The following is a 21,829-nucleotide window of genomic DNA, read 5'->3' as shown; positions in this document are numbered from 1 at the left end:
GCGGCCTAACGCTTGCGCATCAGGCCAATGAAAAACAGCCCGCCAATCGCCGCCGTGGCTACGCCGATAGGCAGGTCCTCGGGGGCGATCAGGGTGCGTGCAGCGACGTCGACCCACACCAGGAACAGGCTGCCGAGCAAGCCGCAGGCCGGTAGCAGTCGCCGATGCTCGGCGCCCACCAGGCGCCGGGCAATGTGCGGCACCATCAACCCGACAAAGCCGATGGAGCCGCTGATGGACACCAGTACGCCGGTCATCAGCGACGTAATCAAGAACACCTTCAGGCGCACATTGCGTGCGTTCAGGCCCAGGGTGACGGCGGTCTGTTCGCCGGCCATCAGTGCGTTGAGCGGGCGCGCCATGCCCAGCAGCAACAGCAGCCCGAGCAGCACAGTCGCAGAGGGAATTGCCAGCAACTCCCAGCGTGCCAGGCCCAGGCCGCCGAGCATCCAGAACATCACCGCCGACGCGGCGCGATGGTCGCCCATGAACAGCAGCAGGTTGGCCACCGCCATCATCACAAACGACACCGCTACACCGCACAGCAACAGGCGATCACTTTCCAGGCGACCGTTGCGACTGGCCACGGCCAGCACCACGAGCATGCTCAACAGCGCGCCGATAAATGCGGCCAGCGGCAGCGTCAGCAAGCCGATGACCTGGCCGACATGCAGCACCACAATCACCGCGCCCAAGGTGGCGCCGGAGGTCACGCCCAGCAGATGGGGGTCGGCCAGCGGGTTGCGCGTCACGGCCTGCAGCACCGCGCCGATCAGCGCAAGGCCCGCGCCCACCAGGGCGCCGAGCAGCATGCGCGGCACGCGGATCAACCAGACGATATGTTCCTGGCCGGCGCTCCAGCTCACCTCGCCGATGCCCACTGCCTTGTGCAACAGAATCCGCCACACCACTTCCAGCGGCACCCGCGCCGGACCGAACCCCAGCGACACCACGCAAGAGACCAGCAACAGCGCGCCAAGGGCAATCAGCAGCAGGGCATAGCGGCGCTCGATCATTGGCCGTGGAACCCCTTGGCCAGGGTTTCAACCGCCAGCACGTTGTCGATACCCGGCGTGGCCTGCACGTAGGGAATCACGATAAAGCGCTGGTGCTTGATGGCGTCCACCGATTGCAGTGCCGGGTTATCCAGCAAAAACTGCTGCTTCTGCGCGGCGCTGATTTCGCTGTAGTCGACGATCACGATCACCTGTGGGTTGCGCTCGACCACGGTTTCCCAGTTGATGCGGGTCCAACTGGCGTCCACGTCATCGAGGATATTGCGCCCGCCCGCCGCCGCGATCAGCGCTTGCGGCATGCCCAGGCGCCCGGAAGTCATGGCACGGTCTTCGCCACTGTCGTAGAGAAATACCCGGGGCTTTTCCGCCGGCAGGTTTTTCTGCACCTGGGCGACCTGTGCCTGCATCTGTGCAATCAAGGTATTGGCGCGGTCCTGCACGTCGAAGATCTTGCCCAGGTTGCGCAGGTCGTTATAGGTGTCATCCAGGGTCGCGGCCGGGCGCTTCATCACAAACGCACAGGACTCAGTGAGCTCCAGCACATTGATGCCCAAAGGTTGCAGGGTTTGCGGCGTGAGGTCGCCGCCCACGCGCATGCCGTAGTCCCAGCCGGCGAAGAAGAAATCGACGTTGGCATTGAGCAGGGTTTCCACCGAAGGGTACTTGCTCGCCAGCTCTGGCAGGCCATCGAGTAGCTGGGCCATTTGCGGGGTCACGGATTTCCAGCCCGTCACGCCGCTGTAGCCGACCATGCGCGACTTGAGCCCCAGGGCCAGCATCATCTGGGTCATGTTGATGTCGTGGCTGACGGCGTGTTCCGGCGCCTGGTTGAAGGTCACTTCGCGGTTGCAGCTCTGGATTTTCAGCGGGTAATGGGTCGCTTCGGCAAACGCCTGGGCGGTGCCCAGCAGCAAAGCGAGGGAGAGCAGGGAGCGCAGGATCATGGTTGGGTTATCCAGGTGATTCGAGGGTAGCCGGACAAAGGATGGGCATCGATCAAGGCCTCGACACCGAAGACCTCGCGCAGCAACTCGGTGGTCAACACCTCGTGCGGCGTGCCGCTGGTGATGATGCGCCCGTGGTTTATCACGTACAGGCGATCACAGAAGGCTGCCGCCAGGTTCAGGTCGTGGATACTGGCCAGGGTGCCGATCTGCAGGCGCTTGACCAGCTTGAGCAACTCAAGCTGGTAGCGCGGATCGAGGTGGTTGGTCGGTTCATCGAGGATCAGCAATTGCGGTTGCTGGGCCAGGGCGCGGGCGAGGATCACGCGCTGCTTTTCACCGCCGGAAAGGGTGGCGAAGGCGTGGTCCTCAAAGCCCAGCAGGCCGACGGAGTCGAGGGCTTGTTGCACCAGTTGGCGATCGTGTTGGGTATCGCCGTCGAACAGCCCTTTGTGGGGCGTGCGGCCCATGGCGACGACTTCATCGACGCGCAAGCCGAAGGCATCGGGGAACTCCTGCAACACCACGGCGATGCGCTGGGCGCACCAGCGTGAAGGCTGCTTCCAGACGTTCTGGTGATCGAACCGCACTTCGCCCTGCTCGGGTTTGCTGAACCGATAGGCGCAGCGCAACAGGCTGGTCTTGCCGCTGCCATTGGGCCCGATCAGCCCGACAAACTCCCCGGCGCCCACCTGCAGGCTGGCATCACGCAACTGGAACTGGTGATGGCAGTGGCTGTGGCCCAGGGGGGACCAGGCGAGGTGGTGAAGGTCGAGGGTGGGCATCATCGGTCTCAAGGTTAACACTGTCCCAAAATGTGGGAGCGGGCTTGCTCGCGAATGCGGTGGGTCAGTCAACATATTCATCTCTGACCCACCGCATTCGCGAGCAAGCCCGCTCCCACATTGTGGGGGGTTAGAAGGTGTAGTCGGCCGTCACAAAGAACGAGCGCGGCTCCCCCAGTATCCATTGCTGGCCGTCATTGTATTGGCTCACGGCATAGGTGCGGTCGAACAGGTTATTCAATTGCAGGCCCAATGTCGTGTTGCGCAGGGCTTTCCACGAAACGCTGGCATCGACCACGGTGTAGCTGGGCAGCTCGTTCTGGTTGGCCATGTCGGCGTAACGCGCATCCACATAACGTACGCCGGCACTGGCGCGGATGTCTTCGGTCACGGCCTTGCTCAGCCACAGGTTGGCGGTGCGGCGCGGCACGTCCACCGGGCGATTGCCATCGCGCGAGACTTGTACGCCGCCGACATTCTGCTGGAAGTCGTCGTACTGCGCCCGCACGATGGCCGCGTTGGCTTGCAGCTGCCAGGCGTGGGGCAGTTGCAGGTCGAGGCTGGCTTCCAGGCCATTGGAGGATTGCTGGCCCACCTGCTGTTTGAACTGCGGGTTGCCCGGCACATCGGTCAGCAGTTTCTTTTTGACGATATGGTAGGCCGCCAGGGTCCACTCGCCGCGCTGGTCCCAGAAGGCCTGCTTGATACCGATCTCGGTCTGCTTGGCAGTGGACAGGTCGAACGCTTGCTGGCTTGAACTCAGGGAGATCAACCCGCCGACGCCATCGGTGCTGGTGGCGTACTGGCCGTAGACCGAGGTGTCTGGAGTGATGGCAAATACCAGGCCGGCCTTCCAGTTGTTGCCGGTCAGGGTCCTGTCGCTGCGCTCACCGCTGCGCAGGTCATCGCGGTCCAGGTGCACGTAGTCGCGACGGATGCCGGTGATCAGCGAGAGCTGGTCGGTCAGTTGCAGGCGGTTTTCGGCAAAGCCTGCGAACTGTTTGGTGGTGGTGGCGAACAGCGGCAGGAACGGGTCGGCACTTTCAAAAGGGGCCTGGGCCGGGTGTTTCACATCAATCGGCTGGCCACCGGTCACGACGTCTTTAAACGGTGAGTTGCTGGCCAGGCGGAAACGGATGCGGTTGTATTCCACGCCGGTCACGGTCTGGCTATCGAGGCCGAATAGGGTGTGCTTGAAGGTGAAGGTCTGGCGATCGCCGACCTGCTCCTGGTTGTGCTTGATGCCGTAGAACCCGCTGCGGGTCAGTTGCCCGGCGCTGAAGTTGTAGTTCTCGGCGTTCTGCCAGCGGCGCTGGGCCTTGAGGTAGTACAGCTCGTTGCGCGCGCTGACGGCATCGTTGATCTGCCATTCGCTGCTCAGGCGCGTCCACTGGTCGTTGTAATGCTGGGTGTCGTTGCTGACGTTGTAGTTCTTGTCGCGCAGGCCCTTGTGCAAGTGGCCGTTGAGCAGCGGTGTACCAAAGTAGTTCTGTGGGCGCTGGTCGCCGTAGTCGTGGGCCAGGGTGAAGCTCAGGTCATCGGCGGCCTGCCAGCGCAGGGCGCCGCTGGCAAAATCGCTGGCCGAGTCGCCACGGTCGATAAAGCCATTGCTGCGCAGGCGGTTGAGGTTCAGGCGATAGCTCAAGGTGTCGGTCAGCGAACCGCCGCTGTCCAGGGCTTGTTGCTGGCGATCATAGGAGCCGTAGCCCAGGCGGATGTGGTTTTCGATCTCGCCAGTGAAGGGTTTTTTCGAGATCGTGTTGACCACTGCGCCGGTGGCGCCTTCGCCGTACAGCACCGAGGCCGGGCCGCGCAGCACGTCCACGCGCTCGACCGCCCAGGTGTCGACCGGGAAGGTCGAGGTGCCCATGCCGGTGTACAGGCGGTTGCCGTCATACAACTGCATCACCGAGCCCTGGCCGGTAAAACCACGGGCTTGCAGCGAGGTGCCGCCGTCGCCCGGGGTGCCGGTGCGGCTGATGCCGGTGGCACGGGAGATTGCGTCCTGCACACTGGCGTCGCCCCGTTCGCGGATCTGCGTGCCGGTCTGGCTTTCGACACTGCCGGGGGTTTGCAGGGCTGTGAGGCCCAGGCGCGAACCGGCGGTGGTTGGAGTGCTCAGGTCGATATATTCGCTGTCCACCGCCGGGGCGGTCACGGGGCTGGCGGGCAGGGTCAGGGCCTGGGCGCTGTTTTGCAAGGCAAGCAGGCACAGGCCGCTGGCAAGGTACTTGTTCATCGGACGACAGATCGCTTCTTCGAGACGGTACTCGCCGCTGGACGCGGCGAGTGGGGGCGGTGCAGTAAGTGTTATAAGTTAACACTTCTTACGTTTGGGATGAAAGCCCGCGTAAGACTACATAACGTCTCTATGTAGGGCATCTCGCCTGCCTCATGGGGAAGATGAGGCCGATTCACGTTGCTTGAAAAAGCGCGCCAGCACCAGCCGATCCAGGACCCACACCAGGATCAGCGACGCACCGACCAATGGGAAAATGATCGCCAGCGCGAGCATGATCACCATGGCGGTTTTCCACTTCGGCAAATCATGGCGCAACGGTGGAACCCCCAGGCCACCTTGGGGCCGGCGTTTCCACCAGATCACCACGCCGCTGACCGCACTCAGCAGAATCATCAGGCACACCAGCAGCACGATGATCTGGTTGATCACGCCGAACATCTTGCCCTCGTGCAGCATCACCCCGGACTCGGTAACCCGCGCCACGGTGTTGTAGTGCTGCCAACGCACATCGGCGAGGACCTTGCCGGTGTATTGGTCCACATGCAGAGTTGCGTCATTGCGCGGGTCGTTGGCGAACACGGCGATGGTGAATACGCCTGTGGCCGTGGTCGGGAAGGTGACGCTGTAGCCCGGCTCGACCTGGCGTGCGGTGGCCAGGTCCACCACCTGTTGCAGGCTGATCGAGGGCGCGGCCGGGCCGTGGTGCATGCCACCGTGCTGCATGTGTTCGGCATGCTCGCCGGACACCGGCATGGGGGTGTTTTCCATGGCCCAGGGCACGGTCTGCTGCGTCGCGGTATTGAGGCTGCGGGCCTGTTGATCGGACTGCGGCACATCGTTCCACATCGCCGCCGGGAAGCGGTTCCACAGGTCGGCGTACTGCTTGCCCCAGAAGCCGGTCCAGGTCATGCCGCTGAGGATCATCAGCAGCAGAAACGCCGCGCCCCAGAACCCGGTGACGGCATGCAGGTCGCGCCAGAACAGGCGCCCGCGACTGCCCAGGCGCGGCCACAGAATCCCGGCAGCAGAGCGACCGCGCGGCCACCACAGGTACAGGCCGGACACCACCAACATCACCCCCCAGCCGGCCGCGAGTTCAATCAGGCGGTCGCCGGTGGTGCCGATCATCAATTCACCATGCAACGCACGAACGATGGCTTGCAGGTTGTAGGTTGCGTCCTGCTCGCCAAGCACGCTGCCGCGGTAAGGGTCGACAAAAACGGTCAGCTCGTTGCCTGCGTTGTGCAGGACAAACTGCGCGCTGCTGCTGGCGTCCACGGGGGGCAGGTATTTGCTGAGGGTGGCATGTGGATAGGCGGCCTTGGCCCGCTGCAGTTGCTCGTCGGCGCTGAGGACGTGTTCGGCGGGCTGCACGTTGAGCAGCTGACCGTACATCAGTGGGTCAAGCTGGGGCTTGAACAGGTAGATGATGCCGGTCACTGCCAGCAACACCATGAAGGGGGCGACAAACAGCCCGGCGTAGAAATGCCAGCGCCAGGCCAGGTTGTAGAAGGAGATCTTTGGAGGGTTCATCAGGGTGCTCCGCAAGGACGTTATTTTTGTGCATGACTTGTAGGAGCGAGCTTGCTCGCGAAAAACCTGAGGTTGCCGCGTTGAGTCTGATTTGCTGCGTCATCGTTCACGTTCTTCGCGAGCAAGCTCGCTCCTACAACGGTGGTGGCTAGAAGCTCATGTCGACCTTGGTCCAGAGCGTGCGCCCCGGTTCATTGATGGCTTGTGGGTCGTTGGCCGGGTAGCCGAACCCGGCGTTGCCGGCCAGGTTCAAGTGCTCGGCGTAGGCCTTGCCAAACAGGTTGTCGACGCCAGTGCTGACCTTGAAGCTCTTGTTGATGCGGTATGCGGCATTGAGCGAGAACACGCCAAAACCACCGCTCTTGGCGAAGTCCTTGCCGACCACGTTGCCTTTGTTCTGGTCGATGCGGTTTTGCGCTGCGACCACACGCCACAAGGCGCCGGCGCTCCAGTCGTCTTCGCTGTAGGTCAGGCCAAAGCGTGCGTCCAGGGGCGGCATTTGCGGCAGCGCCTTGCCGTCGCTGCTGTTCTTGCCCCAGGCGTAGGCCAGGGTGGCGTCGGCTTTCCAGTTGGACGTCAGTTTGTACGCCGCGCCCAGTTCACCGCCCATGATCCGCGCATCGATGTTCTGCGCCTGGGAGGTCATGCCCATCATCCCAGGGGTGTAGTTGAACAGGATGTAGTCGCGCACTTGGCCGACATAACCGGAGGCCCAGGCTTCCAGGTCTGCGGTCTTGTATTGCAGGCCGAAATCCAGCTGGGTGGTTTTCTCCGGCTTGATCGCGTCGAAGGCATTCAACGAGCCCGCAGGGCCACGGTTGGGGGAGAACAACTCCCAGTAGTCCGGGAAGCGTTCGGCGTGGCCGAGGCCGGCGTAGAGGGTCGTCGGGCTGTCGGCCAAGTCATGTTCATAACGTACGAAACCGGACGGCAAAGTGTCGGCGCGGGTATCGCCGGCGGTAGGGTTGGCGCGACTCATCATGCCGCTGCCGGTGCGCTGGCGGTAATCCTTGGCCGAGGCGCGATCCAGGCGGGCGCCGGTAATCAGCCGGTCATTGTCGGCGGCGTACCAGGTCAATTCGCCAAACACTCCGTAGTTGTGGAAGTCGGCGTCCTTGTTGCGCGGCAGGTTCTTGTAGGTGTCGACCCCGGCGCTGCTGCGCTGGCGGTGCTCGTTGGTCTGCGCATCGATGCCGCTGATCAGTTGCACGTCGGCCCAGCGCCAGGTGGCCTTGATCCGCGCGCCGAGGGTGCGGCGGTCGACGTTGGACGCCATGGGCCCGGCCATCATCCCGGTGCCCGAGGGCGTGCGCAGGCTGTAGTTGTCCATCACATGGTCGGCGTAGTTGTAGTAGACCTGGGCTTCGACCTTGTCGAGTACCTCGCCGATATTGGATTTTTCGAAGCGCAGACCGAGGCTTTCGCGCAGGAATTGCGAGCCATCCATGCCACGTCCGGCGTAACGCGCTTCACCATCGCCACGACCGGCGGTGAGTTCCAGCAGCGTGTCGGCGTCCGGGGTCCAGCCGAGGGCGACGTCGCCATTCCATTTGTCGTAGCGCGAGGCGACGGTGTCGTGGTTGCCGTCCTTGTAGTCATCGGCGTGGGCCTGGTTGCCGATCACGCGGATATACCCCAGCGAGCCACCGGCGGCGGCATCCAGCACTTTGTCGAAACGCCCGTTGGAACCGGCGAGGATGCTGGCGTTGACCCGCGTGCCCAGTTCGCCGAACTGCTCCGGTTCACGGTCGAACAGCACCGTGCCGGCCGAGGCGCCGGGGCCCCAGAGCACGGTTTGCGGGCCTTTGATCACGGTGAGCTTGTCGTAGGTTTCCGGTGAGATGTAGGAAGTGGGCGCGTCCATGCGGCCCGGGCAGGCGCCGAGCATCATGCTGCCGTTGGTGAGGATATTCAGGCGCGAGCCGAACATGCCGCGCAGTACCGGGTCGCCATTGGTGCCGCCGTTGCGCACCAGGGCAAAGCCCGGGATGGTCTTGAGGTAGTCGCCGCCGTCACTGGCCGGCACCGGCTGGCGTGGGTCCTTGGGGTTGGTGACGATGGTCAGCGGGGAGCTTGGGGCAACGCCGGTAATCACCGTCGGGCTGAGCTCGTTGTGGTGTTCGGCGTGGTCGTCGGCATACGCCTGTGGGGCCAAGAGTGCGCCGCACAAAACGGCGAGCACGGGGGTACATCCCATACGGGTGTCAGCAGGAAACCTGGACATGAAAAATTCCATCAGTCAGTCGTAAACAACACGGCCAGCAGCCTGCGGCTGTCTGTGTGAAGGCGGCCGTGCGAAGTTGTGTGTGATTGGCGGTTTACGACTGGCTGGGCGGGGCGCGGCTGCGCGCGCCAGGGAAAATGCTCTGCCGGGCATGGCCCAGGCGCGTTGCAGGGGTGAGGGCGTTGGCCGGTGGTGGGGTGCCAAGGGCCACGAATGAAACACTGCCCGGCAGGGCCGGGCAACTGAACAACAGGCTGCAATAGCCGCATTTCTCCCACATGACGTGGTCGGCGGCGGGAGTCTTGGTGTGCTCGGCGGGATGCTTTGGCGCGGCGTGGCAGGTGTCGTCCATGGACATCTGCATGGACATGCCGGCGTGATGATCCATCGGCATCGCTTGGGAAATCAGCGGTCCGATAAAGATCATCAGCATGGCGAACAGGCTGATCCAGCTGCCGCGGGCCAGCCTCAAGGGCTGGCGACGGCGCGTGGTTGACCTGTTGGCGGAAGCACCCATGGGGAGCGGCCTGGGGTGGTTAATGGGCGTGCTTTTGCTCGTGGCCGGCCATCGGCGGTACTTTTTGTACCGAGACTTCCACTTTTACTGGCCCGGCCTTTTCGAAGTTCAGGGTCAGGGGGAAGTGCTGGCCGTCGCGCAACTGGCTGCGATCCTTCAGGTCCAGGAGCATCACGTGATAGGCCATCGGTGCGAAGGTCAACTCGCCCTTGGGCGGCACGGCCACGCTGGGCACCTGTTGCATTTTCATCAAGTCGCCCTGCATGACGTGTTCATGCAGCTCGGCCTTGGCCGCCACTGGCGTATCGACGCTGAGCAGGCGGTCCGGGGCTTCACCCTGGTTATGGATCACAAAGTACGCGGCCACCGTCGGCGCATTGGGCGGCAACTCCTGGGACCAGGGATCGCTGACCAGCAGGTCGCCGGCCTTGTAGTCCTCGGCATTGGCGGCACTGAACACAGGCAGCAGCAAGGCCGCCAGAAGCAGGGAAGATTTGAGCATGGCAGTTCTCCAGAACGATTCAAACGCAGTTCAATTGCGAAGTGATCAAACGACAGGAGAGGCGCGGGGGTTTAGGCTCGGCCATTGCTGGCGCGGAGTCGGGGCTTGCAGGGTGGGTGATGGCAGGCCAGGGGCCGGATCGATCCGTGTGAGATACAACTGCGGCACATGCCCCAGTGCCAGCAGCGGCGGCGAGCCGGAGCAGCACCAGCAATGCTGCATGGAGGAATGCTCGTCCTGCTGCGGCGCCGGTATATCCAGCTTGCCCAGGGAGATCGCCACCAGCTTGCTGCCATTGGAGGAGCAGAAACTGCCCCACAGCAATTGCTCGGCAGGGCTCTGACCCTGCTGCATCGCCCCGGCCATCGGCATGGCAAACGCGTTGAACAGCACTGCAAGGCAGGCGATCCAGGCAAATGCAAAGCGTTGACGGGCCATGGCGGACAATCCGTAGGGTTAAGCGATCAGGTAGGTATTTAGCCTGATCGGGGGGCATAAGTAAAAAGTGGCGGTGTGGTTTGGTGTCGCAGTGATGTCAAGTTATGCGACGGGAACGCCATGCACCTGCATATCGACGCCAAGCCCCTTTCGGAGTACCGCAAATATCGCCGCCAGGTTATCCATGCTGGGGTTGCCATGGGCCGAAAGCATACGGTGCAAGCTTTTGCTCGGTTTGGCCGTCTCTTTTGCCAAACTCTCAAAACCAACAGTGGCGTTGACCAGGTCGCGCAGAATGATGCGGGACAATTCGGGTTCGCCGTTGAGAAATAGCGTAGCAGCCTCATCGAGGAGTGCCTGGGCAAACTCTGGGTCGCGCTGGGCGGCTTCGGCAATCGTGAGTTTATAACTGCGGGTAAGTGCCATGCTGGCTACCTCTTTTGTTCCAGTTTTTTGTCGCGTTTATATTCCTCAATCTCAATCATCGCCCGCCTCGAAGGTAACAAATAGGTTACTAATCAAGCAAGCGGGCGATCCTGACTTATTGAGTGAAACTTGCCAACGCTGTGAGTGTTTCTTGGGGCGTCAAAAACTCCCGATCCACCCCCGCCAACACCGGCCGCTGCAATATCAGCACCGGTACACCGCGCTCGCGGGCCACTTCCAGCTTGGGTTCGGTGGCGCTGCTGCCGCTGTTCTTGCTGATCAAGACATCGATCTGTCGTCGTTCGAACAACGCCCGTTCATCCGCGAGCAAAAACGGGCCGCGGGCGCCGATCACTTCGCAGCGTTCGTTGCCGGGGTAGGTGTCCAGTGCGCGCAAGGTCCAGAACTGCCCGGCGGGGATTTCGTCGAGGTGTTGCAGCGGTTCGCGGCCCAGGGTGAACAACGGGCGCTGGAAGGGTTGCAAGGCCTCGATCAGCCCGGCCCAGTCGCGCACTCCGCGCCAGTCATCGCCAGGTTGTGGCTGCCAGGCGGGGCGGCGCAGGGCCCAGCAGGGGATATTGCACCTTTGTGCGGCCTGGGCGGCGTTGGCGCTGATCTGTGCGGCGTAGGGGTGGGTGGCGTCGAGGATCAGGCTGATGTGCTCGGCGCGGACAAACTGCGCCAGCCCCTCGGCACCGCCGTAACCGCCGACGCGTACCTGGCATGCCAGGTCGGTGGGCACCCGGCCGATCCCGGCCAGGCTGTAGATATGGTGCGGGCCCAGGGTGCGGGCGATGGCCAGGGCTTCAGTCACGCCGCCTAGCAGCAGGATGCGCTTCATAGCGGCTTGATCACTTCCAGCAGGGTGATGGGCAGCGCCTGGCGCCAGGTGTCGAACTCGCCCAGGGGCTGGGCCTGGGCCACATGGATGCGGGTCAGTTCGCCGCCGTGTTGTGCGCGCCAGCTCATCAGGGTCATTTCGCTTTGCAGGGTCACGGCATTGGCCACCAGTCGCCCACCCGGGCGCAGGTGTTGCCAGCAGGTGTCGAGCACGCCGTCGCGGGTCACACCGCCGCCGATGAAGATCGCATCGGGCGCTTCCAGCCCCGCAAGGGCCTGGGGTGCGCTGCCGCGAATCAAATGCAGGCCGGGCACGCCGAGGGCATCGCGGTTGTGTTCGATCAACTGCTGGCGGCCGGCGTCGGCTTCAATCGCCAGGGCGCGGCAGCTGGGGTGGGCGCGCATCCATTCGATGCCGATGGAGCCGCTGCCCGCGCCGACGTCCCAAAGCAATTCGCCGGGGGCGGGGGCAAGGCGCGCGAGGGTCATGGCTCGCACATCGCGCTTGGTCAGTTGGCCGTCATGCTTGAAGGCCGCATCCGGCAGGCCGGCCAGGCGCGACAGGCGCGGGGTATTGGCGTCGGCGAGGCAGTCGATGGCGATCAGGTTCAGCGCGGCAATCGGCGGGTCCTGCCAGCTTTCGGCGTTGCCATCGATGCGCCGTTCAGCGCTGCCACCGAGGTGTTCAAACACACTCAGGCGGCTCGGGCCAAAACCGCTGCTGCGCAACATGGCGGCGATAGCGGCCGGGCTCTGGCCGTCGTTGCTCAACACCAGCAAGCGCACACCGCTGGCCAGATGGGCATTGAGCGCAGCCACCGGGCGGGCGACTACCGACAGCGTCACCGCATCCTGCAGCGGCCAGCCCAAACGTGCCGCCGCCAGCGACACGGAAGAGGGCGCCGGCAGGATCAACAGTTCATCCGCCGCCACCTGCCGTGCCAGGCTGGCGCCGACGCCGTAGAACATCGGGTCGCCACTGGCCAGCACGCATATCGGTTCAAAGCGCCGCGCCAGCAGCGGCGCCAGGGAAAACGGGCTGGGCCACAACTCGCGCTCAGCACGAATGCACACCGGCAGCAAATCCAGCTGGCGCTGGCCGCCAATGATACGAGAGGCGCGCAACAGAGCATGCCGGGCATTCCTGCCCAGGCCCTTGAAGCCGTCTTCACCGATGCCTACTACCGTCAGCCAGGGCGACATATTGATTCCTTGAACGACATCCGACGGGCAGGCTTTTCATGCTGCCGGACAAAGCAGGCATAATACCGCGCCTTTACCCGTGAACCGGTAGCCCCCGTGAAGCCACTTCCTCTGTCCAATAGCAAACGCCCCTCGGGTTGCCCGGGGTTGCTGCGTATTGTCCAGGCGTTGGATGGCGGGATTTGCCGGATCAAATTGGCCGGTGGGGCCATCACCGCTGCGCAGGCCTTGGCCGTGGCGCACGCCGCGCAGGCTTACGCCGGCGGGGTGATCGAGGCGACCAACCGCGCCAACCTGCAGATTCGCGGCATTGGCCCGCAGCATGATGGCTTGATCACGCACCTGCTGGCTGCAGGCTTGGGCCCGACCACCGCCGGCGGCGATGACGTACGCAATGTGATGCTCAGCCCCGGCGCTGGTATCGACCGCGCGATGCTGCTGGACACCCGGCCCCTGGCGGACCAGATCCTCGCCACCCTGCAAGCCCATCCACGGTTTCATGAGTTGTCGGCCAAGTTCGCCGTGCAACTGGATGGCGGTGAAGCCCTGGCGATGCTCGACCATCATCACGACCTGTGGTTATCGGCCTATGCCGCGCAGGGCCAGACCTTGTTGGCGTTCGGCCTGGCCGGTTGCCCCGCGCGCGACCTGCCGCTGGCCGCGGTCCGCGTGGATCAGGGGCATGACCTGGTCGTCGCAGTGCTGGAGCTGTTTCTCGACCTGGCCCGGCCCGACCAGAACCGCATGCGCGACCTGCTGGCGCAAACGTCTGTGGATAACTTTGTCGGGCGTTTGAACCTGCCCTTGCTCCCCGCCGATGGCTATCGTCGTCGCACCACTGCGAGCCGCTTGCGCCTGGGGACTTATCCACAGCGCCAACCCGAGCGGGTCTACGTGGCCGCAGTCACGCCATTGGGCCGGCTGGACCCAGCCATGCTGCGGGGCGCTGCGCAACTGGCCCTCGAATGTGGCGACGGCACATTACGCTTCACCCCGTGGCAAGGCCTGTTGCTACCCAACCTGGCGCCGCACGCAGCCCCACGCGTGACTGAAGGCCTGGCGCAGTTGGGCTTCCTGTGTTCGGCCGACCAGGCCCTGGCGCGGATGATTGCCTGCACCGGTTCCAGCGGCTGCGCCAAGGCCCAGGCCGACACCAAGGCCGATGCCTTGCACCTGGCCACGCTGCTCCAGGACCACGGCCAGGGCCTGGACGTGCACCTGTCCGGCTGCCCGCGCACCTGCGCTGCGGCGCACATTGCCCCGGTCACCTTGCTGGCGGTGGGCGTTGGGCACTACGACCTCTATTTTCGCGATGCAGGCCAGCCGGGTTTCGGCCGCCTGCACGCGCACAACCTTTCTATTGAAGCGGCGGGCGCCGTGTTGCGTGCCCGTCCACGGAGCAACACCGATGATTGATTACATCCGCGACGGTCAGGAGATCTATCGCAACTCCTTTGCGATCATTCGCGCAGAGGCCAAGCTTGATCGCATCCCGGCCGACCTGGAAAAACTCGCCGTGCGGGTGATTCACGCCTGCGGCATGGTCGAGGCGATCGACGGTCTGCAGTTCTCCGAAGGCGCCGGCAAGGCCGGCCGTGAGGCCCTGGCCGCTGGCGCGCCGATCCTGTGTGATGCGCGGATGGTTTCTGAAGGGGTGACCCGGGCCCGCCTGCCGGCCAACAACCCAGTGATCTGCACGTTGCGCGACGACAGCGTGCCGCAGTTGGCGCGCGAGTTGGGCAACACCCGTTCCGCTGCCGCCCTGGAACTGTGGCGCCCGCATCTTGCCGGCAGTGTGGTGGTGATCGGCAATGCGCCTACCGCCCTGTTCTACCTGCTGGAAATGCTCGACGCCGGCGCGCCCAAGCCGGCGCTGATCCTCGGTTTCCCGGTAGGTTTTGTCGGCGCCGCCGAGTCCAAGGCGATGCTCGCCGCCGACAGCCGTGGCGTGCCCTTTGTGATCATGCAGGGCCGTCTGGGCGGCAGTGCGATGGCCGCTGCGGCGGTCAACGCCCTGGCCACGGAGGTCGAATGATGCAGGCGCGTGGACGTTTGATCGGCCTGGGCGTCGGCCCCGGCGACCCGGAACTGATCACCCTCAAGGCCCTGCGCCTGCTGCGCGAATCGCCGGTGGTGGCGTACTTCGTCGCCAAGGGCAAGAAGGGCAATGCGTTTGGCATTATCGAAGAGCACCTGGTGCCCCAGCAGACGCTGATGCCGCTGGTGTACCCGGTGACCACCGAAGCCTTGCCGGCGCCGCTGTCCTATGAGCAGGTGGTCAGCGATTTCTATGACGCCGCCAGTGTCGACGTGGCCGCGCACCTGGATGCCGGGCGTGATGTGGCGGTGATCTGCGAAGGCGACCCGTTCTTCTACGGCTCCTACATGTACCTGCATGACCGCCTCGCCGAGCGCTACGACGCCCAGGTCATCCCCGGCGTGTGCTCGATGCTCGGCGGCGCTTCGGTGCTGGGCGCGCCGTTGGTGTATCGCAACCAGAGCCTGTCGGTACTGTCCGGGGTGCTGCCCCATGACGAGCTCAAGCGGCGCCTGGCGGATGCCGATGCGGCAGTGATCATGAAGCTGGGGCGCAACTTCACCAAGGTGCGCCAGGTGCTTGAGGAACTGGGGCTGGCCGGGCGTGCGCTGTATGTCGAGCGCGCGACCATGGCCAACCAGAAAATCGTCGCGCTGGATCAGGTCGAGCCGATGTCGTCGCCGTATTTCTCGTTGATCATCGTGCCGGGCGAAAGGTGGCAAGGGTGATGACGCCGGCGATCGTAATCCTCGGCCAGGGCAGCCTGGCCACGGCTCGCAGCATCCAGCAGGTATACCCCGGCGCGCAGATCCACGGCTTGGCCGGTCGGGTGGAAGGCGCCGACCAGACCTACAGTGAGTTTGGCGCGACCCTGCGCCAGTTGTATCAGCAGGGCACGCCGATCATTGCCCTGTGCGCGGCAGGCATTGTGATCCGCACGTTGGCCGCGCTGTTGCTGGAAAAAGGCGAAGAGCCGGCGGTACTGGCGGTTGCCGAAGACGGCAGCGCGGTGGTGCCGTTGCTCGGTGGCTTGGGTGGGGTCAATGGCATGGCGCGGGAAATCGCGGCGGCCCTGGGTGTGGCGGCCGCGATCACCACCAGTGGCGAGCTGCGCTTTGGCACCTGCCTGCTCAACCCGCCCCAGGGCTATCAACTGGCCGACCTGGAGCTGGGCAAGCGCTTTGTCTCGGACCTGCTGGCCGGTGAGCAAGTGCGTATCGAAGGCGCGGCGCCGTGGCTGGAGCAGGCTAATCTGGCGCAGGACCAGCAGGCGCGCCTGAGCATTCATGTGGGCAGCGCCGAACGTGTGCCGGCGGCCAATGAGCTGCTGATCTATCCGAAGAACACCTGGGTCGCCTGCCGCCCGGGCGCCGAACTGGCTTCACGGGTTCGCCAGGCGTTACAGCAGGACGGCATCGCTGTGCAGTCGCTGGCGTGCCTGTTGGCCGACGATGCCGACATGGCCAGCGGCCAATTGCAGGAAGCTGCGCTGGAACTGGGTGTGCCACTACGGTTTACGACGCTGGCTGCCGGGCCGGATATCGTCATCCATGGCGCTGCTGCGCCGGTAGACCTGGCGCAACTGGGCCGCCCCCGTGGCCGTCTCGCCGTGATCGGCCTGGGCCCCGGCGCTGCCGAACTGATGGTGCCGGCGGTCAAGGCTGAACTGGCGCGTTGCACCGATGTGCTGGGCTACGAAACCTATGTGCGCATGGCCGGGCCGTTTCGCGCCGACCAAGTGCAGCACTGCACCGACAACCGTGAAGAAATGCAGCGGGCGCGGCACGCCTTCGAGCTGGCGGCCCAGGGGCGTTCGGTGGTGGTGGTGTCTTCTGGCGACCCTGGCGTATTCGCCATGGCGGCGGCGGTGCTGGAGGCGTTGCATGAGTCCAGCGACCCGGCCTGGCAGCGGGTCGAGCTGGAAATCCTGCCGGGGGTCTCGGCCTCCCTCGCCACTGCAGCCCAGGCGGGTGCACCGCTGGGGCATGACTTCTGCGTGATGTCGCTGTCGGACAACCTCAAGCCTTGGTCCATCATCGAAAAACGCCTGGACCTGGCATGCCAGGCCGACCTGGCCCTGGCGTTCTACAACCCCATCTCCCGTTCGCGCCCATGGCAACTGGGGCGCGCCCTGGAAATCGTCGCCCAGCACCGCAATGCGGCAACACCGGTGGTGTTGGGGCGGGATATTGGTCGTCCTGGGCAGACGCTGCGCACCCTCACCTTGGGCCAACTGACACCGGACCAGGTGGACATGCGCACCATGGTGCTGATCGGTTCGTCCACCACCTGTGCGTTCCCTCGGCTGGGCGGTGGCGAGTGGGTGTACACGCCACGCTGGTACGGTGAAAAACCGCTCTCCTGATGCAACAGCGGCCCCGCAATGGGGCCGCTGACGGGTAGGAAAAGACCAACTCCCGGCGATGACGTTTCCCTATCCGATGGGGCTGTTTCGACACGCCAGCCACGGTTTCTCACCTTATCGCTACAGAAGCAAACCTGCGCTTTATCAGGCTTGGCGCCCTCCCCAGTGTTTGCGGGAGCTGGCGCTGGCAGGTGCTTTTTGCCCACCGCATTCGGCGCTGCCCGGGCCCCTGAAAAAAACGCCTGGGCCGGCTAGTGTTGGCAGTAGACCCGTGTGGGTTTTTGTGGAGAAACATTCATGGAGCGAAAACATAAACGAATCAATATGGCGAAAAAGAGCAAGTTGATTGCCACTTACCGTTTACCGGAGAGCGCGCAGTCGTCGGGGGGCCCTTTGCCCGCCGAGGCGCAGGTCGACCTCAATGGCGCGGTGATTAACAACAGTGTGTTCTCGTTTGTCGCGGGCATGAGCCATCTCAACAAGGAATACACCCGCAAGAGCTACCTGTTGGCCAGCAGCTATGTGAGTGACGTGCTGAACGTGACGCGCGGCAGCCAGGCCTGGTATGACGAGTTCATCAAGGTCATGACCAGCCTGGGGTGGTTGCCGATACGCAGCAGTTTTGAGCGGGTGACGACCTCCAGGAAAGGCCTGACGGTGCAGATGGCGGCGCTCAACATCATCTCGTCCACCGTGGCTTCGACGTCCCTTGCGGGCCCGTTGGCCATGGCGCTGCCCAAGTTGGCGGCGGACGCCTTCGACGCGCTGAAGCAGCAGGCGGCGCCGTTTGATCTGTTCAAGCGCAACATTGTCACCCATGAAGGCGGTGACTTTGGCCTGGCGTCCTGCTCTGAAGTCGATGGCGAAGTGCTGATGATTTTGGTGACCTACAGCGCCCATGGCGTCAGCAAGAAACTGGGTGTCCCGTTTTTTGAATGGGACAGCTCCACGGTCGAAGCCTTCAGTGGTCAGACCTGCCTGATGCTCAACCCGGCGGTGGTCAACGAGGCAACCCTCAAGCAGTTGCGCAGGAGTGCAGGCGACAAGGTCTTGCAGGCCATTGCCCAATACCGGATTTGACCGCTGCTTCAGGGCACCAGATAACCGCGTATCCCGGTAAAAATGATCTGCGCGGCCAGCGCGCACACGAACAGGCCCATCAAGCGGCTGACAATCTGCAGGCCCTGGTCACCGAGGATGCGTTCGATCCGATTGGACAGGTACAGCACCACGCCTACGGTCAGGCTGGCCAGGGCAATGCTGAGAATCGCCATGAACTTGTCGTCCCAATGGGGCTGGCTGACCCCCATCACCAGCAGCGCGCCGATGGTGCCCGGGCCGACAGTCAGGGGAATGGTCAGGGGGACGATGGTCACGTCCTGCTGCACATTGTCGGTCTGTACCGCTGACTTGCCTTGGGCCATGCCCAGGGCTGAAATGAACAACACACTGCCGGCGCCGATGCGGAAGGCATCCACGGTGATGCCAAACACACTGAAAATCACCCGGCCAAACAGGTAGAGCAACACGCTCGACACCAGCGTCGCCAAAGCGACCTTCCAGGCCAGGCGCCGCCGTTCCTTGCTGGAATAGCCGCGGGTCAGGCTGATAAAGCAGGAGAGGACAAAGAAGGGGCTATACAGCACCAGCATCTTCAAATAAACGCTGAACAACACATGGAGCATGGTGGAAGCTCACAGCGAAGGAAGGGCGAGGGGGAGTCTATCAGGCTTGTGGGCTTTCTGTGGCTAGGGGGCTTTCTGTGGAGAGTGGACTTTTTGTGGCTAGGGGCTTTCTGTGGAAAGTGGGCTTTTTGTGGCGAGGGGGCTTGTCCCCCGCTGGGCTGCGAAGCGGCCTCACCCGCCTCACTGAGTTCTTTCAGTTAAATCCGGATAGCAGGTTTTAGGGCCGCTTCGCAGCCCAGCGGGGGACAAGCCCCCTCGCCACAGGGAGCCTCCTTGCCTCAGGAGGTGTGCGCCTGCTCCGCCGGCTGCTCGCGCTGTGTCACCCAGTATTCAACCAGTTCGCGCAGTTGCGACAACTCCACCGGCTTGGCCATATGCCCATCCATCCCGGCCTGGCGTGCGCGTTCCTTGTGTTCCGATAGAATGTGCGCGGTCAGTGCCACCACCGGCGTGCGGGTGCGCTGGTTGCTGACTTCCCAGACCCGCAGCTGTTGGGTCGCAGAGAAGCCATCGAGGATCGGCATTTCGCAGTCCATCAATACCAGGTCGTAACGCTGGGCCTTCATCGCCTGCAAGGCTTCCTCGCCATTGCTGGCGGTATCGGGTTGCAGGTTGAGCTTGCCGAGCATGCCGCGAATCACTTTGGTGGAGATGCTGTTGTCTTCGGCCACCAGGATGCGGAAATCACTGGGCACGGTGACTGCCACAGGAACGTTCGGCGCGATGTGGCGGGGTTGGACCACGCCTTTGCTGCGCTGGGTCAGTTCGTCGGCCAGGGTGGTCTTGAGGGTGTAGCCCGCAACCGGCTTGGCCAGGATGCGTTTGATCCCGCAGTTGCGCGCGATGATCTTGCTCGGTGCATTGCTGATGCCGGTGAGCATGATCAGCAGGATGTCGTGGTTCAGGCTCGGGTCTTCCTTGATCTTCGCCGCCAGTTGCATGCCGGTCATGCCGGGCATGTTCTGGTCCAGCAGCACCACGTCGAAATAGTCGCGCAGGTGCGCCTTGGTGCGCAGCAGGGCCAGGGCTTCCTTGCCCGATGGCACGGCGCTGACGTTCAGGCCCCAGGCGGTGCATTGCTGCACCAACACCTTGCGGCAGGTGTCGTTGTCGTCCACCACCAACACCCGCGCGCCTTGCAGCGGGCCGTCGAGATCGGAGGTCGGGTGCTCCAGGCGCTCGGGGTCCAGCGGCAAGGTCAGCCACAGGGTGCTGCCTTGCTGGCTGCCGGCCTTGATGCCGAACTCGCCATTCATCAGCAGGATCAGTTGGCGGGCGATCACCAAGCCGAGGTGGCCGCTCAGGCGGGTGGCCGACAGGAAATTCTTGCTGTGCAGTTCGCTGTGCAGCAGGGCGTCGCGCTCGGCGGCTTCCATTGGCAGGCCGCTGTCTTGCACGGCGATGCGCAGGCGCGGTTTGCTGCTGCGTTCATCCAGGGCGACCACGATCAGCACTTCGCCTTCGTCGGTCTTTTGCAGGGCATTTTCCAGCAGGCTCAGCAGGGCCTGGCGCAGGCGTGTCGGGTCGCCGCTGATGACCCGTGGCACCTGGGGTTGGATAAAGCTGATCAACTCGACGTTCTGCTGCTCGGCCTTGGCGCGGAAAATACTCAGGCAGTCTTCGATCAGGGCATTGAGGTCGAACTGCACGTCGTCCAGTTCAATCTGCCCGGACTCGAGCTTGGAAATGTCGAGAATCTCGTTGATCAGGGTCAGCAGTTCATTGCCGGCGCTGTGGATGGTCTGCACGTAGTCACGCTGCTTGACCGACAAAGGCGTGCCCAACAGCAATTCGGTCATGCCCAGTACGCCGTTCATGGGCGTGCGGATTTCATGGCTGATCTTCGCCAGGAACTCGGCCTTGGCTGCGATCTCGGCGTTGCTGGCCGCCAGGTCGCGGCTGAGGCTGAAGCGATCCTCGACGATGCTGCGCTGGCGCTCGCCCAGGGCCTGGCTCATCAACAGGCCGCTGACGCAGATCACCGCCAGCAGGGTAATGATCAGACCTTGCGGGGCCACCAGGGTCAGGCCCAGCAGGGCCGGGAGGATAATCAGCGTGCCAGTGTTGAACACCACCATGGCGAGCAAGAACAAGCGTGCAGGCCGGTAGCCTTTTTGCCAGTGGTAGGCCGAGACAAACAGCATGCTCAGGCCGGCCAGTGCCACCAGGGCATAGGTGATGATGTTCAGCGGCAGGGTGTTGACGAACAGCAGTAACAGGCCGCACAGGACGATCAGCAGGATATCGGCCATCAGCAGCTTGTTCAGCGGGTGCGGGCCCAGTGGCGCGAAGAAGCGATAGGCGAACATCAAGCCGCACGGCGCGGTCAGCAGCAACGCCATATAGGCGCCCGGCGTTTGCAGGGCGTGCCAGTTCGGCAGCCAGGGGCCCAGCAGGTTGAGCAGCAGCAACAGGCTGAGCAACAGCAGCACTTCGCAGGCCGCCAGCCACAGGCTGCTGCGCGAACGATGGTAGGCGTAGCGGGTAAGGTTGTGCAGGATCAGCATCAGCAGGCAGCCGAACAGCAGGCCATAGACCAGGGTCTGGGTCTGGTTGGCGGCAGCCATCACGGCCGGTTCCAGGGTCAGGTACGGCCGCAGTTCGTGCTCCGAGACCAGGCGCACATACACATCCAGGGGTTTCTGGCTCTGGGGCATGGGTAGCATGAAGTCGCTGCTCGGCAGCGGACGTTCAGCCTGGGGTTGGCGGGTGCCGGTATTCACTTGCTCGATCAGCGTGTCGCCGTCCAGCACATACAGGTTGAGGTGCGCCAGGTCCGGCGCGAATACCCGCAGCACTTGCTCGTGCTTGCCCGGTTGCAGCCTGAAACGTACCCACAGCGCGCCATTGGGCTCGGCGGCGGTGATCCGGTCCAGTTCGATGGGGCTAAATTGGTTGTTGTAGCGGGGGGAGCGAATGTCGCTCAGTTGCAGGTCGGCCTGTTCATCGAGTAATACGGCCCAGCCACTGCCTTGCGCGACGGCCTGGGCCGGCAACAGGCAGAGCAAGGTCAGCAGGCTGACAGTAAAAACTATGGCGATCCTGAGCCAGCGCACGGCGAAATCCCTTCG

19 protein-coding genes are annotated in these 21,829 nt (G+C 63.7%); 5 read left to right on the top strand and 14 right to left on the bottom strand.

Translation table 11 applies throughout. The features are described from left to right. Positions 1-5: 5 nt before the first annotated feature. The 12 genes from FIV38_RS04255 to cbiE form a co-directional block, all read right to left on the bottom strand. The gene (locus tag FIV38_RS04255; protein ID WP_092233132.1) at positions 6-1,016 is read right to left on the bottom strand and encodes a FecCD family ABC transporter permease; all 1,011 of its coding nucleotides are present in this window, start codon (positions 1,014-1,016) and stop codon (positions 6-8) included. Beyond that, positions 1,013-1,960 (bottom strand): ABC transporter substrate-binding protein, encoded by a 948-nt coding sequence (locus tag FIV38_RS04250; protein ID WP_092233135.1) that lies wholly within the window; start codon positions 1,958-1,960, stop codon positions 1,013-1,015. The genes FIV38_RS04255 and FIV38_RS04250 overlap by 4 nt, the downstream gene beginning before the upstream one ends. Next, positions 1,957-2,745 carry an ABC transporter ATP-binding protein gene (locus FIV38_RS04245; protein WP_029297725.1) on the bottom strand — a complete coding sequence of 263 codons (789 nt, stop codon included), beginning with the start codon at positions 2,743-2,745 and terminating at the stop codon, positions 1,957-1,959. Before FIV38_RS04245 ends, FIV38_RS04250 begins: the two co-directional genes overlap by 4 nt. Before the next feature lie 130 nt (positions 2,746-2,875). Then, positions 2,876-4,984, bottom strand: coding sequence for a TonB-dependent receptor (locus FIV38_RS04240; RefSeq protein WP_092233138.1), 2,109 nt, complete (start codon positions 4,982-4,984; stop codon positions 2,876-2,878). A 153-nt stretch (positions 4,985-5,137) separates the two neighbouring features. Next, positions 5,138-6,520 (bottom strand): PepSY-associated TM helix domain-containing protein, encoded by a 1,383-nt coding sequence (locus FIV38_RS04235; protein WP_092233141.1) that lies wholly within the window; start codon positions 6,518-6,520, stop codon positions 5,138-5,140. A 148-nt stretch (positions 6,521-6,668) separates the two neighbouring features. After that, a complete protein-coding gene (locus tag FIV38_RS04230; protein ID WP_032867214.1) occupies positions 6,669-8,744 on the bottom strand; it encodes a TonB-dependent copper receptor in 2,076 nt (691 codons plus the stop codon). 94 nt (positions 8,745-8,838) lie between these two features. Continuing rightward, on the bottom strand, positions 8,839-9,261 hold the full coding sequence (locus FIV38_RS04225; protein ID WP_092233144.1) for a DUF2946 domain-containing protein: 423 nt from the start codon (positions 9,259-9,261) through the stop codon (positions 8,839-8,841). A gap of 19 nt (positions 9,262-9,280) precedes the next feature. Next, the gene (locus FIV38_RS04220) at positions 9,281-9,763 is read right to left on the bottom strand and encodes a copper chaperone PCu(A)C (RefSeq protein ID WP_029297710.1); all 483 of its coding nucleotides are present in this window, start codon (positions 9,761-9,763) and stop codon (positions 9,281-9,283) included. Between the two features lie 45 nt (positions 9,764-9,808). Then, positions 9,809-10,201 carry a DUF2946 domain-containing protein gene (locus FIV38_RS04215; protein WP_092233147.1) on the bottom strand — a complete coding sequence of 131 codons (393 nt, stop codon included), beginning with the start codon at positions 10,199-10,201 and terminating at the stop codon, positions 9,809-9,811. Between the two features lie 102 nt (positions 10,202-10,303). Next, entirely contained in the window at positions 10,304-10,627 is a 324-nt protein-coding gene (locus FIV38_RS04210; RefSeq protein WP_057958200.1) for a helix-turn-helix domain-containing transcriptional regulator, read from the bottom strand. Between the two features lie 115 nt (positions 10,628-10,742). Then, positions 10,743-11,468 carry a cobalt-precorrin-6A reductase gene (locus FIV38_RS04205; RefSeq protein WP_092233150.1) on the bottom strand — a complete coding sequence of 242 codons (726 nt, stop codon included), beginning with the start codon at positions 11,466-11,468 and terminating at the stop codon, positions 10,743-10,745. Next, complete coding sequence (gene cbiE / locus FIV38_RS04200; RefSeq protein ID WP_092233153.1) at positions 11,465-12,670, bottom strand: precorrin-6y C5,15-methyltransferase (decarboxylating) subunit CbiE; 1,206 nt, start codon at positions 12,668-12,670, stop codon at positions 11,465-11,467. Before cbiE ends, FIV38_RS04205 begins: the two co-directional genes overlap by 4 nt. Positions 12,671-12,781: 111 nt before the next feature. On the opposite strand from cbiE, the gene cobG reads away from it, so the two are divergent. The 5 genes from cobG to FIV38_RS04175 all read left to right on the top strand — a co-directional run bounded on the left by cobG (position 12,782) and on the right by FIV38_RS04175 (position 18,153). Continuing rightward, positions 12,782-14,086 (top strand): precorrin-3B synthase, encoded by a 1,305-nt coding sequence (cobG, locus tag FIV38_RS04195; protein ID WP_092237290.1) that lies wholly within the window; start codon positions 12,782-12,784, stop codon positions 14,084-14,086. Continuing rightward, on the top strand, positions 14,079-14,705 hold the full coding sequence (locus FIV38_RS04190) for a precorrin-8X methylmutase (RefSeq protein WP_029297694.1): 627 nt from the start codon (positions 14,079-14,081) through the stop codon (positions 14,703-14,705). The genes cobG and FIV38_RS04190 overlap by 8 nt, the downstream gene beginning before the upstream one ends. Further along, positions 14,702-15,436, top strand: a complete 735-nt coding sequence (locus tag FIV38_RS04185) for a precorrin-2 C(20)-methyltransferase (protein ID WP_413469514.1) — start codon at positions 14,702-14,704, stop codon at positions 15,434-15,436. The genes FIV38_RS04190 and FIV38_RS04185 overlap by 4 nt, the downstream gene beginning before the upstream one ends. Next, positions 15,436-17,073, top strand: coding sequence for a precorrin-3B C(17)-methyltransferase (cobJ, locus tag FIV38_RS04180; RefSeq protein WP_092233156.1), 1,638 nt, complete (start codon positions 15,436-15,438; stop codon positions 17,071-17,073). The genes FIV38_RS04185 and cobJ overlap by 1 nt, the downstream gene beginning before the upstream one ends. Positions 17,074-17,370: 297 nt before the next feature. Then, positions 17,371-18,153, top strand: a complete 783-nt coding sequence (locus FIV38_RS04175) for a hypothetical protein (protein ID WP_092233159.1) — start codon at positions 17,371-17,373, stop codon at positions 18,151-18,153. A gap of 8 nt (positions 18,154-18,161) precedes the next feature. On the opposite strand, the gene FIV38_RS04170 is transcribed toward FIV38_RS04175, so the two are convergent. Both FIV38_RS04170 and FIV38_RS04165 read right to left on the bottom strand, forming a co-directional pair. After that, complete coding sequence (locus FIV38_RS04170; protein ID WP_029297681.1) at positions 18,162-18,758, bottom strand: MarC family protein; 597 nt, start codon at positions 18,756-18,758, stop codon at positions 18,162-18,164. Between the two features lie 278 nt (positions 18,759-19,036). Next, a complete protein-coding gene (locus FIV38_RS04165) occupies positions 19,037-21,814 on the bottom strand; it encodes a hybrid sensor histidine kinase/response regulator (protein WP_029297680.1) in 2,778 nt (925 codons plus the stop codon). Positions 21,815-21,829 lie beyond the last annotated feature (15 nt).

Origin of the sequence: Pseudomonas proteolytica (assembly GCF_007858275.1) — a bacterium.
Taxonomy (GTDB): Bacteria; Pseudomonadota; Gammaproteobacteria; order Pseudomonadales; family Pseudomonadaceae; genus Aquipseudomonas; species Aquipseudomonas proteolytica.
This window is presented reverse-complemented; position numbering and strand designations above follow the sequence as displayed.

Excerpts from the sequence above, each read along its gene's own strand:
- FIV38_RS04190 (WP_029297694.1), top strand. The coding sequence starts at position 14,079 with ATGATTGATTACATCCGCGACGGTCAGGAGATCTATCGCAACTCCTTT.
- FIV38_RS04185 (WP_413469514.1), top strand. The coding sequence starts at position 14,702 with ATGATGCAGGCGCGTGGACGTTTGATCGGCCTGGGCGTCGGCCCCGGC.
- FIV38_RS04250 (WP_092233135.1), bottom strand. The coding sequence starts at position 1,960 with ATGATCCTGCGCTCCCTGCTCTCCCTCGCTTTGCTGCTGGGCACCGCC.
- FIV38_RS04225 (WP_092233144.1), bottom strand. The coding sequence starts at position 9,261 with ATGGGTGCTTCCGCCAACAGGTCAACCACGCGCCGTCGCCAGCCCTTG.
- FIV38_RS04220 (WP_029297710.1), bottom strand. The coding sequence starts at position 9,763 with ATGCTCAAATCTTCCCTGCTTCTGGCGGCCTTGCTGCTGCCTGTGTTC.
- FIV38_RS04205 (WP_092233150.1), bottom strand. The coding sequence starts at position 11,468 with ATGAAGCGCATCCTGCTGCTAGGCGGCGTGACTGAAGCCCTGGCCATC.
- FIV38_RS04235 (WP_092233141.1), bottom strand. The coding sequence starts at position 6,520 with ATGAACCCTCCAAAGATCTCCTTCTACAACCTGGCCTGGCGCTGGCAT.
- FIV38_RS04215 (WP_092233147.1), bottom strand. The coding sequence starts at position 10,201 with ATGGCCCGTCAACGCTTTGCATTTGCCTGGATCGCCTGCCTTGCAGTG.
- FIV38_RS04245 (WP_029297725.1), bottom strand. The coding sequence starts at position 2,745 with ATGCCCACCCTCGACCTTCACCACCTCGCCTGGTCCCCCCTGGGCCAC.
- FIV38_RS04240 (WP_092233138.1), bottom strand. The coding sequence starts at position 4,984 with ATGAACAAGTACCTTGCCAGCGGCCTGTGCCTGCTTGCCTTGCAAAAC.
- cobJ (WP_092233156.1), top strand. The coding sequence starts at position 15,436 with ATGACGCCGGCGATCGTAATCCTCGGCCAGGGCAGCCTGGCCACGGCT.
- cbiE (WP_092233153.1), bottom strand. The coding sequence starts at position 12,670 with ATGTCGCCCTGGCTGACGGTAGTAGGCATCGGTGAAGACGGCTTCAAG.
- FIV38_RS04230 (WP_032867214.1), bottom strand. The coding sequence starts at position 8,744 with ATGTCCAGGTTTCCTGCTGACACCCGTATGGGATGTACCCCCGTGCTC.
- FIV38_RS04175 (WP_092233159.1), top strand. The coding sequence starts at position 17,371 with ATGGAGCGAAAACATAAACGAATCAATATGGCGAAAAAGAGCAAGTTG.
- FIV38_RS04210 (WP_057958200.1), bottom strand. The coding sequence starts at position 10,627 with ATGGCACTTACCCGCAGTTATAAACTCACGATTGCCGAAGCCGCCCAG.
- FIV38_RS04255 (WP_092233132.1), bottom strand. The coding sequence starts at position 1,016 with ATGATCGAGCGCCGCTATGCCCTGCTGCTGATTGCCCTTGGCGCGCTG.
- FIV38_RS04170 (WP_029297681.1), bottom strand. The coding sequence starts at position 18,758 with ATGCTCCATGTGTTGTTCAGCGTTTATTTGAAGATGCTGGTGCTGTAT.